Raw genomic sequence first — 14,121 nt, forward strand, 5'->3', positions numbered from 1 at the left:
TTTCGCGTCGCGTGTTGGACCGGTGTTGGACCGGTGTTGGACGAGAGGCGGAGCGATGGCCGGCATCAAGGCGAAGCTGACGCAGCGGACGGCCGAGGCGGCGAAGCCCGAGGCGCGGCGCTACCACATGACGGATACGGAGTTGCCCGGCTTCCGGCTTCATGTCCTGCCCTCGGGCAAGAAAGCCTGGTATCTCGCCTATCGCTTGGGCGGCGGGCGCGGGGCGGCGCAGCGCGAACCGAAGATCGGCGACTTTCCGGCTATCAAGGCCGAGACCGCGCGCCGGATGGCTCAGGAAATGCTCGCCGACGTTCGCAAGGGCGGCGACCCGGCCGCCGAGCGCAAGGCGAGGCGGGAGGCTCCGCGAATGGGCGACCTTTTCGACCGTTATCTCGAAGACCACGCCCGTCCGCACAAGAAAGCGTCCAGCCTCGCCAATGACGTTCGCCTGATCGAAAAGCGACTGCGGCCCGCCTTTGGACGCACGAAGGTGGCGGAGATCGCCCGACCGGAAATCGCCGCCTTCCACAAGCGGCTTGCCGATACGCCCTATGAGGCGAACCGGGCTCTCGCGCTGCTGTCGAAGATGTTCAACCTTGCCGAAGTCTGGGACATGCGCCCCGACGGCTCCAATCCCTGCCGGCATGTGCGCAAGTATGCCGAGACGCAGCGCAAGCGGTTCCTGTCGAGCGCCGAACTCGCCCGCCTGGGCGAGGCGCTGCGGCTCGCTGAGCGGGATGGCTTCCTCGACTTGCCCGCAAGGGAAGGCGTGCGGGACAAGGCGACCCGCGCCCCGGTGTCGGCGGAAGCGGTCGCGGCGATCCGGCTGCTAGTCCTGACCGGGGCGCGCAAATCGGAAATCCTGACGCTCCGGTGGGCATGGATCGACTTCGCGGGAAGACGCGCGCATCTCCCGGACTCGAAGACCGGGGACAAGTCCATCGTCCTGTCGCCGCCCGCGCTCGCAGTCCTAGCCGACCTGGCTAGGTCCGACGACAATCCGCACGTGATCCGTGGGGCGAAGCCGGGGGCGCATTTAGTCAACCTGAAAGACCCTTGGCTGGCGGTGCGCGAGGCGGCAGGGCTGGACGATGTGCGCATCCATGATTTGCGCCATTCGTATGCCAGCGTCGGGGCGGCCGGTGGCGCGTCCCTGCCGATCATCGGGGCGCTTCTCGGGCACACGCAGGCGCAGACGACGCAGCGATATGCGCACCTGTCCGACGATCCCTTGCAGGCCGCAGCCGCGGTCATCAGCAACAAGATCGCCGCTTCGATGGCTCCACCGGATACGCTCTCGTCCAGTTTGAAAGAGTTGCATCGGGATCGTTGAAAATGGGACGGAAGCCGAAGCGGATGCACCTATCGGCGGGGCGCGCCGCGTATATATCACGTCGGTTGAGAGACAAGGGGCGGAGACGGCGCGTCGCATCCGCAGTAAATGAACTGATCTTCGACAAGCTTGTGGGCGAAGGGAAGGTGTCTGCCGGCATTGCGGGATTGGCGATGCTTCACGAGATCAGGGCGCGTGACAGCGGCGTCCCGTTCTCCGAAATTGTCGCCCGTCATTTCGATATGGGCCTGACCTATCCAGAAGAATTCTATGCTATTCCGCGCGCATATGTGGACGACATCGCGTCTGCATGGGATCGATACAGGACCTTTGAGGCGCAGACCTTGGACGAGGCATTTAGATTCGGCGGGCCAGGCAGTAACCGCTCCCCGCGACGTGTGATCGATGATCTGACGCTTCAGTATTTCTTGGCGACGATGGTGTTTGATCACCTGGCGTACAATTCGGCCCGTGGTCGACCGATAGCAACGGAAGCCGCGATTGAGTGGGCTGAGGATCAGCTTGCTAACGAAGCGGTCGAGTCATCCAAGAAGGCAATCACTGCGGCATGGAGAACTTTCGGCCCATTCTTGGAAGCGTTCATGAAACACCAAGAGCGCGGTGGACGGGGCTGAATTCCCCCCCTCTGGACCACGACCCAGAGGGACTGAAATAGGCGGTCGCGAAAGCGCAGGTTGTCAACGGCAGCGACACGCAATCCCGCGTCGCCGCTGTCGGAGGCCAAGACTTGACCGCTTCTCTGAATCGCCGGCGTCTTCTCAGCCGTGACGAAATCCAAGCCGAATACGGGATCACCCGCCGCTGGCTTGAACTCGCTGCGCACCGCGGCGACGGGCCGCCGATGCGGAAGATATCCCGCCGAATGGTTCGGTATGACCGGGCGGAATTCGAAGCCTGGCTCGACGCCTCGAAGGTGGACTGAGCCATGGAGAAGAAGATCCAAACCCGGCGCGCTGGCGGGCGCGGCTGGGCCTCGGAACTGCCTTCGCGAGCGGCGGGGCTGACTGAGAACATATCGCAAACGCTTTCGGCTGTCACCGGCGACGCGCGCGCCGTCACCGCGGCGCTGGGCGGGAAATGGCAGGGGCGGAACGGTTCCTGCCGCTGTCCTGCGCATCTGGACCGCGCGCCCTCTCTCAGCGTCTCGGACGGGCGCGACGGGCGCTTGCTCGTGCATTGCTTTGCGGGATGCGACTTCCGCGACGTGCTGGCGGCCTTGAAGGACCGGGGATTAATCCGCGCCGCTGGCCCTGCCGTCGAGCCGGACCCGCAGTCGGAAGCGAGGCGCGCCGCCGCAGAAGCCCGCGAGCGGGCGAAGCGCATCGCGCAGGCCCGCGCCGCCTGGGCGGAGGCCGGGCCGGTCGCCGGGACGCTGGCGGAGCGATACCTTCGGGAGCGCGCGATCCGCGGACCTCTGCCGCCGTCCCTGCGCTTCGCCCCGACCTGCTGGCACAAGAGCGCGCGCCGCCTGCCCGCCCTGGTGGCGGCGGTGGAGCTGGATGACGAGGCCGAGCCCGTCGCGGTGCATCGCACCTATCTCGCAGAGCCGGGATGCAAGGCGATGGTCGAGCCGGCGAAGGCGATGCTCGGCCCTGTCGCCGGGGCCGCCGCGAGGCTGTCGGACGGTCCGGGGCCGCTTGTCGTGGCCGAAGGAATCGAAACGGGGCTCAGCCTCGCGGACGCTCTCGAAAGCCGCCGGCCGCGGGTCTGGGCGGCGCTGTCGGCTTCGGGGCTCGCCGGGCTGCGCCTCCCGCTTGCGGCGGGCGAGTTGATCGTCGCGCCCGATCCCGACCTCGTGGGCTGGGCCGCGGCGGAGAAGCTGGCCGACCGCGCGCACCGGGCCGGGTGGCGCGTGCGCATCTTGCCTCCGCCGGGCGAGGACATGGATTGGAACGACAAGGCGGTTCGGGAGGCGGGGCGATGAAGACCGAAGCCGCCGAAGACATCCTCGCCGCCGCCTATGAGCACGCGCCCGGCGAAGCGCCGCCGCACCAGAGGCCAGACGGACTGCCTTCCGGCTTTCGGCTGGCGCCGGACGGCATTCACCGCCGCGTGGACGGCAAGGATGGGGACTCCGAGTGGAAATGGCTGTGCTCGCCGATCCGGGTGTTGGCGCTGCCGAGGGACCGCTCCGGCAAGGGCTGGGGGCGTCTGGTCGAAGTCACCGACCCTGACGGCCTGCGCCACCGCTGGGCCGCCCCCATGCGGTTGTTTGCGGGCGACGGGACGGAGCTGCGGGCCGAGTTGATGGACCGCGGCCTGCAACTCGCCAGCGGCGCGGCCGCGAAAGCGGCGCTGGGCGATCTCCTGGCACAATGGCGACCCAAGGCCCGCGCGATCACCGCGGACCGTCTCGGATGGTCGGACGAAGCCTGCGCGGCTTTCGTGCTGGGCGACGGCCGCGTCCTCGGCGAAGGCGAAGTGGTTTATCAGAGCGAGACCACGCCCGGCGCGGCGGAGGCGATGACGGCCTCGGGCGACCTGGCGGGCTGGCGCGGGACCGTGGCGGCCGTCTGCGTCGGCAACCCGCTGTTGATCGTCTCGGTCTCGCTCGCCTTCTCCGGCCCCTTGCTGGAGCCGCTGGCGATGGATGGCGGCGGGTTGCACCTTCGCGGCGCGTCCAGCCGGGGCAAGAGCACGGCCCTGCGGGCGGCGGCGAGCGTTTGGGGCTCGCCTCGCTTCGTCCAGAGCTGGCGGGCGACCTCGAACGGCCTGGAAGGCGTCGCCGTGGCCTGCAACGCTACGCTGCTGGCCCTGGACGAACTCGGCGAAGTGTCGGGGCGGGAAGCCGGAGCCGCCGCCTACATGCTCGCCAACGGGACCGGGAAGGCGCGGGCCTCCCGCACGGGGGCGGCGCGTCGAGCGGCGCGCTGGCGCGTGGCGCTCCTGTCTTCCGGAGAAATCTCGCTGGCCGACAAGATGGCCGAGGCGGGCGGCAGGGCCGCGGCCGGGCAGGAGGTTCGCCTACTCGACCTCGCCGCAACCGAGCGGCGCTTCGGAACCTTCGACGATCTGCACGGGGCCGCCGACGGAGCCGCCTTCGCCGACCGCGTGCGCGAGGCGACGGCTGCGCATCACGGAACCGCCGGCCCCGCCTTCGTGGCGCGTTTCCTTGCCGAGCGGGCCGACGCTCTGGCGGCTTTGAGGCAGGCGCGGGACGCCTTCGTGCGGCTGGCCTCGGATCGGTTCGGACTTGGCGAGGAAGGTCAATCCATCCGCGCAGCGGCCCGTCTGGGCCTGATCGCGGCGGCGGGCGAGCTGGCGACGGAATGGGCGCTGACAGGCTGGCCGGTGGGCGCGGCCCGCGACGCGGCCCTGGACGCGCTGGGCCTCTGGCTGGACGGCCGCGGCGGCGCTGGGCCGGCAGAGGCCCGGGAGGCGCAGCGACGGGTTCGGGCGTTCCTCGCCGCGCACGGGACCTCGCGCTTCGAAGTCCTGCACGACTGGCAAGGCGAAGACGTCGAACCGCTGCGCCCGGTCTACAATCGCGCCGGCTGGCGAAAGAGCGACGTGTTCTACATCTCCGCCGACGCCTGGCGGGAGATCCATGCCGGAGCCGATCCCGCCCGCGCCGCGCGCCATCTCGCCGAGGCCGGCTTCCTCGAATCCGGAGACGGAAGGAACCTCGCCGTGCGCATGCCGGTCGCCGTCGCCGGAAGACCGCGGGCCTACGCGGTGCGGGCCGCCATTCTCGGGGGCGCGGATGAGTGAGAGGGCGCGAAGCCGGTCGGACACGTCGGACACGTCGGACCGGCTTGAATCCCCGCCAATATTCCCGTCCGACCCGGGCGCATCCTGGTCGGACCGGTTGGACCTCGCCGGCTGCCAGGCCGATCCCGGTCCGACCCGTCCGACCGGGCCGAAACCCGTTCGGACCGCAAAAGCCGAGGAAACTCAGCGCGGTCCGACCTGTCCGACCTGTCCGACCTGTCCGACCAAGACTGCGGCGACCCGGACCGATTGGCCCCGCCTGATCGCGGTCTTCGAACCCGCCGCAACCGAGCCCGCCTTTCGCTCTCGACGGTCTCCCGATCCGCCGCCGTCCGCCGACCCCTCGACCAAGAGCGCAGCGCCGCTCTGCTCGCGCGAACCCGAAGCCTTCGCCGAGCGCCTGGCCGACCTCATGGCTGACTTCGCCGCCTCCGACGACCCTTTCGACGCGAGGGCCTGGCGATGATCCGCCGGCCCCCTCTCGCCGGTCCGCCGGGGATTTCGGACGCATTACGCGCGGGCGCGCGCGTCATGGAGTTTTAGGACGATGCAGAACCTTCCGCCGAGCCTTCTGCGATATCTCGCCCCCTACATCCGCAACCGCCAATGCGGGGCAAGGACCCGAAAGGGGAGGCCGTGCCGGATGAAGCCGGCAGGACTCCAGAACGACCGTTGCCGACTGCATGGGGGGCTCTCGACCGGCCCGAAGACGCCCGAAGGCCGGGCGCGGATCGCCGAGGCTCAGCGGCGGCGCTGGGCGCGCTGGCGGACGGAGAGGGTCTTACAAAACGCAAAAGCCCGATCCGAGGAAAATCAACCTACTGACCCGCCTCTGGCCCCTGAGAAAAGTTGAGATTCGGAGACGCGAACAATGCCCACCCCTGACCCCGACGGCCTTTCGGTCGAATACTTCGAAGATGGCCGCTTCACCGTCTCGGCCGAAGTCTGGCCCCACGGCAACCGCCGCCATCGGATCGCCCGGCTGAGAGCGGTCACTCGCAACCTGAAGTGGGGGAACTGGACGTGCCGGTGGTGCGGCGAGCCCGTTCCGCTCTATCGGCGAACCGATGCACGACACTGTAGCGAGACCTGTCGAAAACGGGCCGCCCGAGAGCGAAGATTCTCAAGTGCCCACAATAAGCTGCGATGAGTCAAGAGGGTCTACCATGCTCAGCCAGCATGCTAACTTGAGAGCAGACTATATAGATTCAAAGTGTAGCTCTCACCATTCTTGGCGTATAAATCCAAACGCAACGGATTTGGAAGGCGCTCATATTGCGCTTCTGTCAATACCACTTCCACTCCATCCATACCTTGACTGACGCGACCCCAGCACGACCCCAAGGGATCGAACGCGCATCCGCCCTTGATGGCGAATAAAGGTATGCCCTGGAAATGAAAGATCCCATCCCAGCCACGCGACTGGACAAGCGAGACGAGCTTGCTTTCATCCGTTTTCGCGAGCCTTGCAGCATCTCCAAAATAATGAACAGGCCATTTCCCAATATTTATTCCGACCCCCGCTCTAGTAATGCTTGAGCCTGAGATCTTCCCCACGGTACTGCCGTTAGAATCCAGTATGGAAACACTAGACTCGCCAATGCTCAACGCTCCTCGGCAGCAATCTGGAATCTCCGCCCTTTCGACCACCACCCCCTCATCTGCCGAAATCCTGAACTTAAGTACTATTCCCGTTTCATTGTATATTTCATACATTTCCCCTCGCCGAGTTGAGAAATAGTTAAAGTCTATATTATCAGTCGATGCGCGAACCTCGTTATCTTTTATCAGTAGAATTATTTTTTTATCATGAGATGAAAATACAAAATTTAGCAGGGGCCGGCCGGCTGAATCACTATTAAACCAAAGCCTCGGAATGCCGTCCACGCGCAGCGCCTCGACAGTGTTCGTGATAAGGTTTCCCCCAACATACACCTTAAAATCATCACGCAATCCGTATAGCTCTTCCGATGAATATCCGCGCTCAATACAGAATGGTTTTTTCTTTCTCTCGAAGAGATAATCAGCGGAAAGTGCCGCCCCTTTGCGCCTCTGGCAATTCATGCAAAGAACAGTCATCTTGCTAGGGTCGTGAGACTTGGCGTCATGGAATTCTGGATCAATATGCTCATAGGTGATGAGCAGTGAGCCGCAAACCACACATCCAAAACCCGATTCTTGCCTGAGCAAACGCCGCGTTCTTGCATCTATATAGCGTGGAAGGCCGAACTTATTTCGCGACACTATTAATCACCTTTAGTCTCTACCTGTCGCATCAAAAGCTGCGCCACGGGCGCTTCACAGAACTCAAGGCAGGTGTTGCTCACCGACCGGGACGCTGCCGCTGCGATTGATGGTAAGCGACGCACGAAGGTCGCGAGATGGGCCGTCGTGCTGGACTGGTGTTGGACACACCTACGAAGACCCAGGCGAGGGGCATCAAGTGGTTGAAATAATGGTGAGCCGTGCAGGGTTCGAACCTGCGACCCGCTGATTAAAAGTCAGCTGCTCTACCAACTGAGCTAACGGCCCGACCGGGGGCTCTGATAGGGGGCCGGGGGGCGGGGGTCAAGCGCTCGCGGCGAACTCGACGCGGCGGGAGCCGGGGCCGGAGGGGAGGAGGCGCGCCGGAGGGCGGCCTCGGCGGGGGACCGGGACCGCGGCAGGGGTTGGTGCGGGCAACGGGCGACGCTAAGACATCCGAACAAAACAAGCGGCGGCGACGGGTCGCCCGGAACCAAGGGGAGGAAGGCCATGTCGGGCTTCGATGGCAAGGTCGCGCTGGTCACCGGCGCAGGCTCGGGAATCGGGCGCGCCACGGCGGTGCAGCTGGCGGCCGAAGGCGCGAGGGTCGTGGTCTCGGACGTGGTCAGCCAGCTCGCCCAGGCCACCGGCGACGAGATCCGCGACGCGGGGGGCGAGGCGGTGGTCGTGCGCGCCGACGCCGCCCTGGCGCAGGATCATGCGCGCGCAGTCGCAACCGCCGTCTCGCGCTGGGGGTCGCTGCAGCTCGCGGTGAACAATGCCGGCGTGGCGGGGGTGCGCGCGCCGCTGCACGAACAGGCGGTCGAGGACTGGGACAGGGTCATCGCCATCAACCTGACCGGCGTGTTTCTGGGCATGCGCGCCCAGATCCCCGCGATGCTCGAGGCCGGGGGCGGGGCGATCGTCAACCTCGCCTCGATCCTGGGCGCGGTGGGGCGGACCAACGCGGTAGCCTATGTCGCCTCCAAGCACGCGGTGGTGGGGATGACCAAGGCCGCGGCGCTCGACTACGCCGAGCAGGGGATCCGGATCAACGCGGTGGGCCCCGGCTACATCCGCACGCCGCTGGTCGAGGGCGCCATCGCCGACACCGCCCCCATCGAGCAGCTGCACCCGGTCAAGCGGCTGGGGCGGCCCGAGGAAGTCAGCGCGATGATCGCCTTCCTGCTCTCGGACAAGGCCTCGTTCATGACCGGCGGCTACCATGTCGTCGACGGGGGCTACACCGCCCAATGACCTGAGGGCGAAGAGCCTCCGGGGCCAATCGGGTCCGGAGCCTGCGCCGTCCGGGCCAGTGATTTCCGGGGCCGGCGCCGTCCTCCTCGCCCCGGAGGGCGGGCGCCCGCTCAGGCGCTGCGCCAGAGGACCCCGAGGAACGCGCCCTTCACCCGTGGCAGCAGCACCAGCGAGCCCGCCAGGACCACCGCCGAGACGGACAGCACGGCGAGCAGGGGGCTGTCCCATTCCGCGCCGAAATAGATCAGCGGCACCGCCAGGTGGCCCGCGATCAGGATCGTGACATAGGCCGGGCCGTCGTCGGCGCGCAGACCGCGGAAGGACTGGGCGCAGACCGGGCATTCCTCGCGCACCTTGAGATAGGCGCGGAACAGACCGCCCTCGCCGCAGCGCGGGCAGCGGCCGCGCCAGCCGCGCAGCAGGGTCTGGCCCAGCGGCGCGTCGGCGGGCGCGCGCTCGACGGCGCCGTGCGCCGGGGGACCCGGTTCGGCGGGCGGCGCGGGGTCGGGGGCCGGGCGGACGGTCTCGTCGGACATGACAGGGTCCTTGTGTTGCAGGCGGCGCGGGCCCGGCGGCCGGACCGCGTGGCGGCGCAGCGGCCCGCGGCCGCGGCGGCGCGGTACGGTGCAGGTGAGGTCGGCAAAGCGTCGACGCAACCCGGGCGAGGCCCCCGCGCCGAGGCGTGGGGCGCAGATCCGCCTCCCGCTGGGCGGCGGGTCTGCGGGGCTGGCGCGCAGGGCCCCGCGCGCGTATATGCGCGTCATGGCCAAGGATGGATCTTCCGCCCCCCTGCGCTTTCGCAAGATGCACGGGCTGGGCAATGATTTCGTGGTGATCGACGCGCGCGGGGGCGGCCCGCGGGTGACCCCGGCGCTCGCCCGCGCGCTGGGCGACCGGCATCGCGGGGTGGGCTTCGATCAGCTCGCCGAGATCGTGGACCCCGCGGGCCCCGACGACGCGCAGGCCGATGCGCAGGCGGATGCGGGGCTGGTGTTCTGGAACGCCGATGGCTCGACCGCCGGGGCCTGCGGCAACGCCACCCGCTGCGTCGCCTCGCTGCTGCTGGCCGAGACCGGGCGCGAGACCGTGGCGATCCGCACCCGGCACGGCCGGCTGAGCGGACGGCGGCGCGCCGACGGATGGGTCGAGGTGAACATGGGGGCGCCGGCGCTCGACTGGGCCTCGGTGCCGCTGGCCGAGGCCGCCGACACGCTCGCCCTGCCCCTGCCTGGCGCGCCGGCGGCGGTGTCGATGGGCAACCCCCACTGCATCTTCGCCGTGCCCGACGCCGAGGCGGTGGACCTCGCCGCCCGCGGCCCTGAGATCGAGACCCACCCCCTGTTCCCCGAGCGGACCAATGTCGAGTTCATCTCGCTGCTCGCCCCCGACCGGCTGCGCCTGCGGGTGTGGGAGCGGGGGGCGGGCGTGACGCTCGCCTGCGGCTCGGGCGCCTGCGCGGCGGTGGTGGCCGCCGCCCGGCTGGGGCTGACCGGACGGCGCGCGAGCGTCGCGCTCGACGGCGGCGAGCTGGAGATCGAGTGGCTGACCGAGGCCCGGGGCGGCGGCGTGCTGATGGCCGGCCCCGTGGCGAGCGTGTTCGAGGCCGAGCTGTCGCCCGAGTTCCTCGAGGCGGCCCTCGCGCCCGCCTCGACGGAGGCCTGAGCCGATGGCCTCCGACGACCTGCCTCCCCGCGCGCCTGCCGCGCCGGTGTTCGAGACCTTCGGCTGCCGCCTGAACGCCTACGAGACCGAGGCGATGAAGGCGCTGGCGGCCGAACAGGGGGTGAGCGACGCGGTGGTGGTCAACACCTGCGCGGTGACCGCCGAGGCGGTGCGCCAGGCCCGCCAGCGCATCCGCAAGCTGCGGCGGGAGAACCCCGACGCCCGCCTGATCGTCACCGGCTGCGCCGCCCAGACCGAGCCCGAGACCTTCGCCGCGATGCCCGAGGTGGACCTGGTGCTGGGCAATCTCGAGAAGATGCAGGGCCCCGCCTGGGCGCGGCTGAAGCGCGAGGAGGCGCTGGGCGGCAACGGCGGGCCGAACCTGATCGGCGAGACCGAGAAGATCCGCGTCGACGACATCATGTCGGCGACCGAGACCGCCGGCCACCTGATCGACGGCTTCGGCACCCGCGCGCGCGCCTATGTGCAGGTGCAGAACGGCTGCGACCACCGCTGCACCTTCTGCATCATTCCCTTTGGGCGTGGGAACTCCCGCTCGGTGCCCGCCGGGGTGGTGGTCGAGCAGATCCGCCGCCTGACCGCGCAGGGCTTCAACGAGGTGGTGCTGACCGGGGTCGACCTGACCTCCTGGGGCGCCGACCTGCCGGGCAAGCCGCCGCTGGGCGACCTGGTGCAGCGGATCCTGCGGCTGGTTCCCGATCTGCCGCGGCTGCGGATCAGCTCGATCGACTCGATCGAGGCCGATCCCGCGCTGGTCGACGCGGTCGCCTCGGACCGGCGGCTGATGCCGCATCTGCACCTGTCGCTGCAGGCGGGCGACGACTTGATCCTCAAGCGGATGAAGCGCCGCCACCTGCGCGACGACGCCATCCGCTTCTGCGAGGAGATCCGCCGCGCGCGCCCCGACATCGTCTTCGGCGCCGACCTGATCGCGGGCTTCCCGACCGAGACCGAGGCGATGTTCGAGAACTCGCTGAAGCTGGTGGCCGACTGCGGGCTGACCTGGCTGCACGTGTTCCCCTACTCGCCGCGCCAGGGCACGCCGGCCGCGCGCATGCCCCAGGTTGCCAAGGCCGTGGGCAAGGCCCGCGCCGCCCGCCTGCGCGCCGCCGGCGAGGCCGCCCGCGACGCCTGGCTCGACAGCCGGGTGGGCCAGGTCGAGCGGCTGGTGATGGAGACCGAGACCCGGGGCCGCTCGGAAGGCTTTGCCGAGGTGATCCTGCCCGAGCCCCGCACCCCCGGCGCCCTGGTCGAGGCCCGCATCGCCGCCCGCGACGGAGAGCGCCTGCTGGCCGCGTGAGGCGCGGCCGGCGGGAGCCCGCGCCAGAGGCGCGGGCGGCGGAAACCGGGCGCCCTGCGGGCGGGCCTGGCGGACGCCCGTGGCCGGCGCGGCGCGGAGTTGGGGCGTCGCGCGCCGCGGATGCAAGCCGGCGCCGGCCCGCCGGCCGGCCGCCCCCCCCGTTCCGCGGGCCCTTCCGCCGTTCCCCTCTCGCCGTTCCCCTTCGGCCGTTCCCCTTCCTCCGGCCCACGGGCCCGCCGTTTCGCGGGCGCCTTCCGCCGTTGCGGGCTGCCGGTCCCGCCGCCCGGCCCTGCGCGCGCCGCGGCGCACCGCCTCGCCCCCCGTGTGCAGAGGTTGCACCCGGCCTCTCTGGCGGACGATGATCGGGCCTTGTTCAAAACGGAGCGTTCGCCATGTCCACGACCCCGCAGGTTTCCTTCCCGATGCCCGATGTTCTGGTCCGCAACTGGAAGTGGCTGGTCGGCATCGGCGTGCTGCTGGTGATCATGGGGGTCTTCGCGATCCTCGCGCCCTTCCTCGCCTCGGTGGCGATCAACGCCTGGATCGGGGTCGCCTTCCTGCTCGCCGGCATCGCCCAGGTGGCGCAGAGCTTCGGCAAGGGCGGCTGGCGCGAGGCGCTCGGCCACCTGCTGATCGGCGCCGTCTACATCATCGGCGCCCTGCTGGTGATCTTCAATCCGCTGGCCGGGCTGCTGGCCTTCTCGGCGGTCATCGTGCTGATGCTGGCCGTTTCGGGCGCGGTGCGGATCTACGAGGGGCTGCGGATGCGGCCCGCGAAGGGCTGGGGGTGGATGACGGCCGCGGGGCTCGCGGCCCTGGTCGCGGCGCTGGTGATCTACGCCTCCTTCCCCGGCTCGGCGATGTGGCTGCTGGGGCTGCTGGCGGGGATCGCCTTCATCTCCGACGGCACGGCGCTGCTGGCGCTGGGGCTCGCCGCGCGCAACGCGGGCCGGGTCTGACGGCGGCCCGAGCGGGGGCCCTCCCGCTCCCCCGCGAAGCAAAGGCCCGGCCGGGCGCGTCGCCGGCCGGGCCTTTCCTCGCCTGCCCCTACGCGCTATGCCGGCCGGGTTCGGACCTCCGCCGCGCGGCAGCTCATCGGATCGCCCATGTCGTTCTTCAACAAGCTCAAGTCCCGCCTGTTCAAGTCCTCGGACCGGATCGAGAGGGGGCTCGACGACCTGATGGCCGAGGGCGAGCCCGAGGAGATCGAGCCGCCCCGGGTCCCCGCGACGCCCGACGAGACGTCCGCGCCGCCCCCCTCCGAGCAGCCTCCCGCGGCCCCGCCCGAAGCGCCCGCGCCCGCGCCCGAGCGCCCCGTGCCGCCGCCGCCCGAACTGCCCGAGACGCCGCGCCCCGCGCCGGGCCCCGCCTCCGCCCCGGCGGCCCCGAACCCCTCCGCCCCGGCGGCGCCGAGCCCCACCGCTCCGCCTCCCCCGCGCGAGGTCCCGGCTCCCCCGCGCGAGACGCCCCCGTCCCCGCCGCGCGAGACCCCTGCGCCGCCGCCGGCCGAGGTGCCCCCGCGCCCCGCCGGGTCTGCCGCGCCGCCCGCGGCCGAGCCGAAGCGCGGCTTCTTCTCGCGCCTGATCGGGGGCGAGGCCGCGCCCGCGGCGGCGCCGGCCCCCGCCGGCCCGGCGCCCCTGGCCTCGCCGCTGATCGAGAAGCGCAGGGTTCTCGACGACTCCCTGCTCGAAAGCCTCGAGGAGCTGCTGATTTCCGCCGACCTCGGGGTCGACGCCTCCCTGCGCATCTCGGCCAACCTCGCCGAGGGGCGCTATGGCCGGAAGGTCGGCGCGAGCGAGATCAAGCGCCTGCTCGCCGCCGAGGTCGCGCGCGTGCTCGAGCCGGTGGCCAAGCCCCTGCCTCTGACCGGCCAGAAGCCGCAGGTGGTGCTGGTGGTGGGCGTGAACGGCTCGGGCAAGACCACCACCATCGGCAAGCTCGCCTCGCAGCTGCGCGGGGCGGGCAAGAAGGTGGTGATCGCGGCCGGCGACACGTTCCGCGCCGCGGCGGTCGAGCAGCTGCAGGTCTGGGGCGAGCGCGCCGGCGTGCCGGTGATGACCGCGCCCCAGGGCTCGGACCCCGCCAGCCTCGCCTTCGATGCGCTGACCAAAGCCCAGGCCGAGGGCGCGGACCTGCTGATGATCGACACCGCCGGGCGGCTGCAGAACCGCGCCGACCTGATGGCCGAGCTCGAGAAGATCGTGCGCGTGATCCGCAAGAAGGACCCCACCGCGCCCCACAACACCCTGCTGGTGCTGGACGCGACCGTGGGCCAGAACGCGCTGAGCCAGGTGGAGCTGTTCCGCAAGGCCGCCGACGTCTCGGGGCTGATCATGACCAAGCTCGACGGCACGGCCAAGGGCGGCGTGCTGGTGGCGCTGGCCGACCGCTTCGGCCTGCCGATCCACGCCATCGGCGTGGGCGAGACCATCGAGGACCTCGCCCCCTTCGACCCCGACGAGTTCGCCCGCGCCCTCACCGGGTCCGACGCGTGACACGCGCGACGGCCGCGCCGGGGGCCCCGCGCCCGACCGCGCGCGCCCAAGGCCCGGCCGCGCGCGCCCCGCGGCCG

The 14,121-nt window shown here is 70.0% G+C and carries 13 protein-coding genes and 1 tRNA gene; 11 read left to right on the forward strand and 3 right to left on the reverse strand.

The genetic code is table 11. The features are described 5' to 3' along the window. Nucleotides 1-55: 55 nt before the first annotated feature. From AAC134_RS15995 to AAC134_RS16020, 6 genes are all read left to right on the forward strand, one after another. The gene (locus AAC134_RS15995; RefSeq protein ID WP_339950116.1) at nucleotides 56-1,333 is read left to right on the forward strand and encodes a tyrosine-type recombinase/integrase; all 1,278 of its coding nucleotides are present in this window, start codon (nucleotides 56-58) and stop codon (nucleotides 1,331-1,333) included. Nucleotides 1,334-1,506: 173 nt separating this feature from the next. Then, nucleotides 1,507-1,968, forward strand: coding sequence for a hypothetical protein (locus AAC134_RS16000; RefSeq protein ID WP_339950117.1), 462 nt, complete (start codon nucleotides 1,507-1,509; stop codon nucleotides 1,966-1,968). A gap of 113 nt (nucleotides 1,969-2,081) precedes the next feature. Beyond that, nucleotides 2,082-2,276, forward strand: coding sequence for a helix-turn-helix domain-containing protein (locus AAC134_RS16005; RefSeq protein ID WP_339950118.1), 195 nt, complete (start codon nucleotides 2,082-2,084; stop codon nucleotides 2,274-2,276). A gap of 3 nt (nucleotides 2,277-2,279) precedes the next feature. Next, nucleotides 2,280-3,278 carry a toprim domain-containing protein gene (locus tag AAC134_RS16010; protein ID WP_339950119.1) on the forward strand — a complete coding sequence of 333 codons (999 nt, stop codon included), beginning with the start codon at nucleotides 2,280-2,282 and terminating at the stop codon, nucleotides 3,276-3,278. Continuing rightward, nucleotides 3,275-5,065, forward strand: a complete 1,791-nt coding sequence (locus AAC134_RS16015; protein ID WP_339950120.1) for a DUF927 domain-containing protein — start codon at nucleotides 3,275-3,277, stop codon at nucleotides 5,063-5,065. The genes AAC134_RS16010 and AAC134_RS16015 overlap by 4 nt, the downstream gene beginning before the upstream one ends. A gap of 547 nt (nucleotides 5,066-5,612) precedes the next feature. After that, the gene (locus tag AAC134_RS16020; protein WP_339950121.1) at nucleotides 5,613-5,918 is read left to right on the forward strand and encodes an HGGxSTG domain-containing protein; all 306 of its coding nucleotides are present in this window, start codon (nucleotides 5,613-5,615) and stop codon (nucleotides 5,916-5,918) included. Nucleotides 5,919-6,247: 329 nt separating this feature from the next. Here the strand turns inward: AAC134_RS16020 and AAC134_RS16025 are convergent, their stop codons facing one another. Together AAC134_RS16025 and AAC134_RS16030 are read right to left on the reverse strand one after the other, a co-directional pair. Further along, nucleotides 6,248-7,309: a hypothetical protein gene (locus AAC134_RS16025; RefSeq protein ID WP_339950122.1), complete on the reverse strand. Its 1,062-nt coding sequence runs from the start codon at nucleotides 7,307-7,309 to the stop codon at nucleotides 6,248-6,250. A 212-nt stretch (nucleotides 7,310-7,521) separates the two neighbouring features. Then, nucleotides 7,522-7,597 (reverse strand) — tRNA-Lys (locus AAC134_RS16030). A 222-nt stretch (nucleotides 7,598-7,819) separates the two neighbouring features. Between AAC134_RS16030 and AAC134_RS16035 the strand changes: the two genes are divergently transcribed. Next, complete coding sequence (locus AAC134_RS16035) at nucleotides 7,820-8,566, forward strand: SDR family NAD(P)-dependent oxidoreductase (RefSeq protein ID WP_339950123.1); 747 nt, start codon at nucleotides 7,820-7,822, stop codon at nucleotides 8,564-8,566. A gap of 110 nt (nucleotides 8,567-8,676) precedes the next feature. On the opposite strand, the gene AAC134_RS16040 is transcribed toward AAC134_RS16035, so the two are convergent. Next, the gene (locus tag AAC134_RS16040; RefSeq protein ID WP_339950124.1) at nucleotides 8,677-9,102 is read right to left on the reverse strand and encodes a DUF983 domain-containing protein; all 426 of its coding nucleotides are present in this window, start codon (nucleotides 9,100-9,102) and stop codon (nucleotides 8,677-8,679) included. Between the two features lie 226 nt (nucleotides 9,103-9,328). Here AAC134_RS16040 and dapF point away from each other — a divergent pair, with 226 nt between their 5' ends. The 4 genes from dapF to ftsY all read left to right on the forward strand — a co-directional run bounded on the left by dapF (nucleotide 9,329) and on the right by ftsY (nucleotide 14,044). Next, nucleotides 9,329-10,228, forward strand: a complete 900-nt coding sequence (dapF, locus tag AAC134_RS16045; RefSeq protein ID WP_339950125.1) for a diaminopimelate epimerase — start codon at nucleotides 9,329-9,331, stop codon at nucleotides 10,226-10,228. Between the two features lie 4 nt (nucleotides 10,229-10,232). After that, nucleotides 10,233-11,549 carry a tRNA (N(6)-L-threonylcarbamoyladenosine(37)-C(2))-methylthiotransferase MtaB gene (mtaB, locus tag AAC134_RS16050; RefSeq protein WP_339950126.1) on the forward strand — a complete coding sequence of 439 codons (1,317 nt, stop codon included), beginning with the start codon at nucleotides 10,233-10,235 and terminating at the stop codon, nucleotides 11,547-11,549. 392 nt (nucleotides 11,550-11,941) lie between these two features. Then, the gene (locus AAC134_RS16055) at nucleotides 11,942-12,508 is read left to right on the forward strand and encodes a DUF308 domain-containing protein (RefSeq protein ID WP_339950127.1); all 567 of its coding nucleotides are present in this window, start codon (nucleotides 11,942-11,944) and stop codon (nucleotides 12,506-12,508) included. Between the two features lie 147 nt (nucleotides 12,509-12,655). Beyond that, on the forward strand, nucleotides 12,656-14,044 hold the full coding sequence (ftsY, locus tag AAC134_RS16060; RefSeq protein ID WP_339950128.1) for a signal recognition particle-docking protein FtsY: 1,389 nt from the start codon (nucleotides 12,656-12,658) through the stop codon (nucleotides 14,042-14,044). Nucleotides 14,045-14,121 lie beyond the last annotated feature (77 nt).

It is taken from the genome of uncultured Albimonas sp. (assembly GCF_963977235.1).
GTDB lineage: Bacteria > Pseudomonadota > Alphaproteobacteria > Rhodobacterales > Rhodobacteraceae > Albimonas.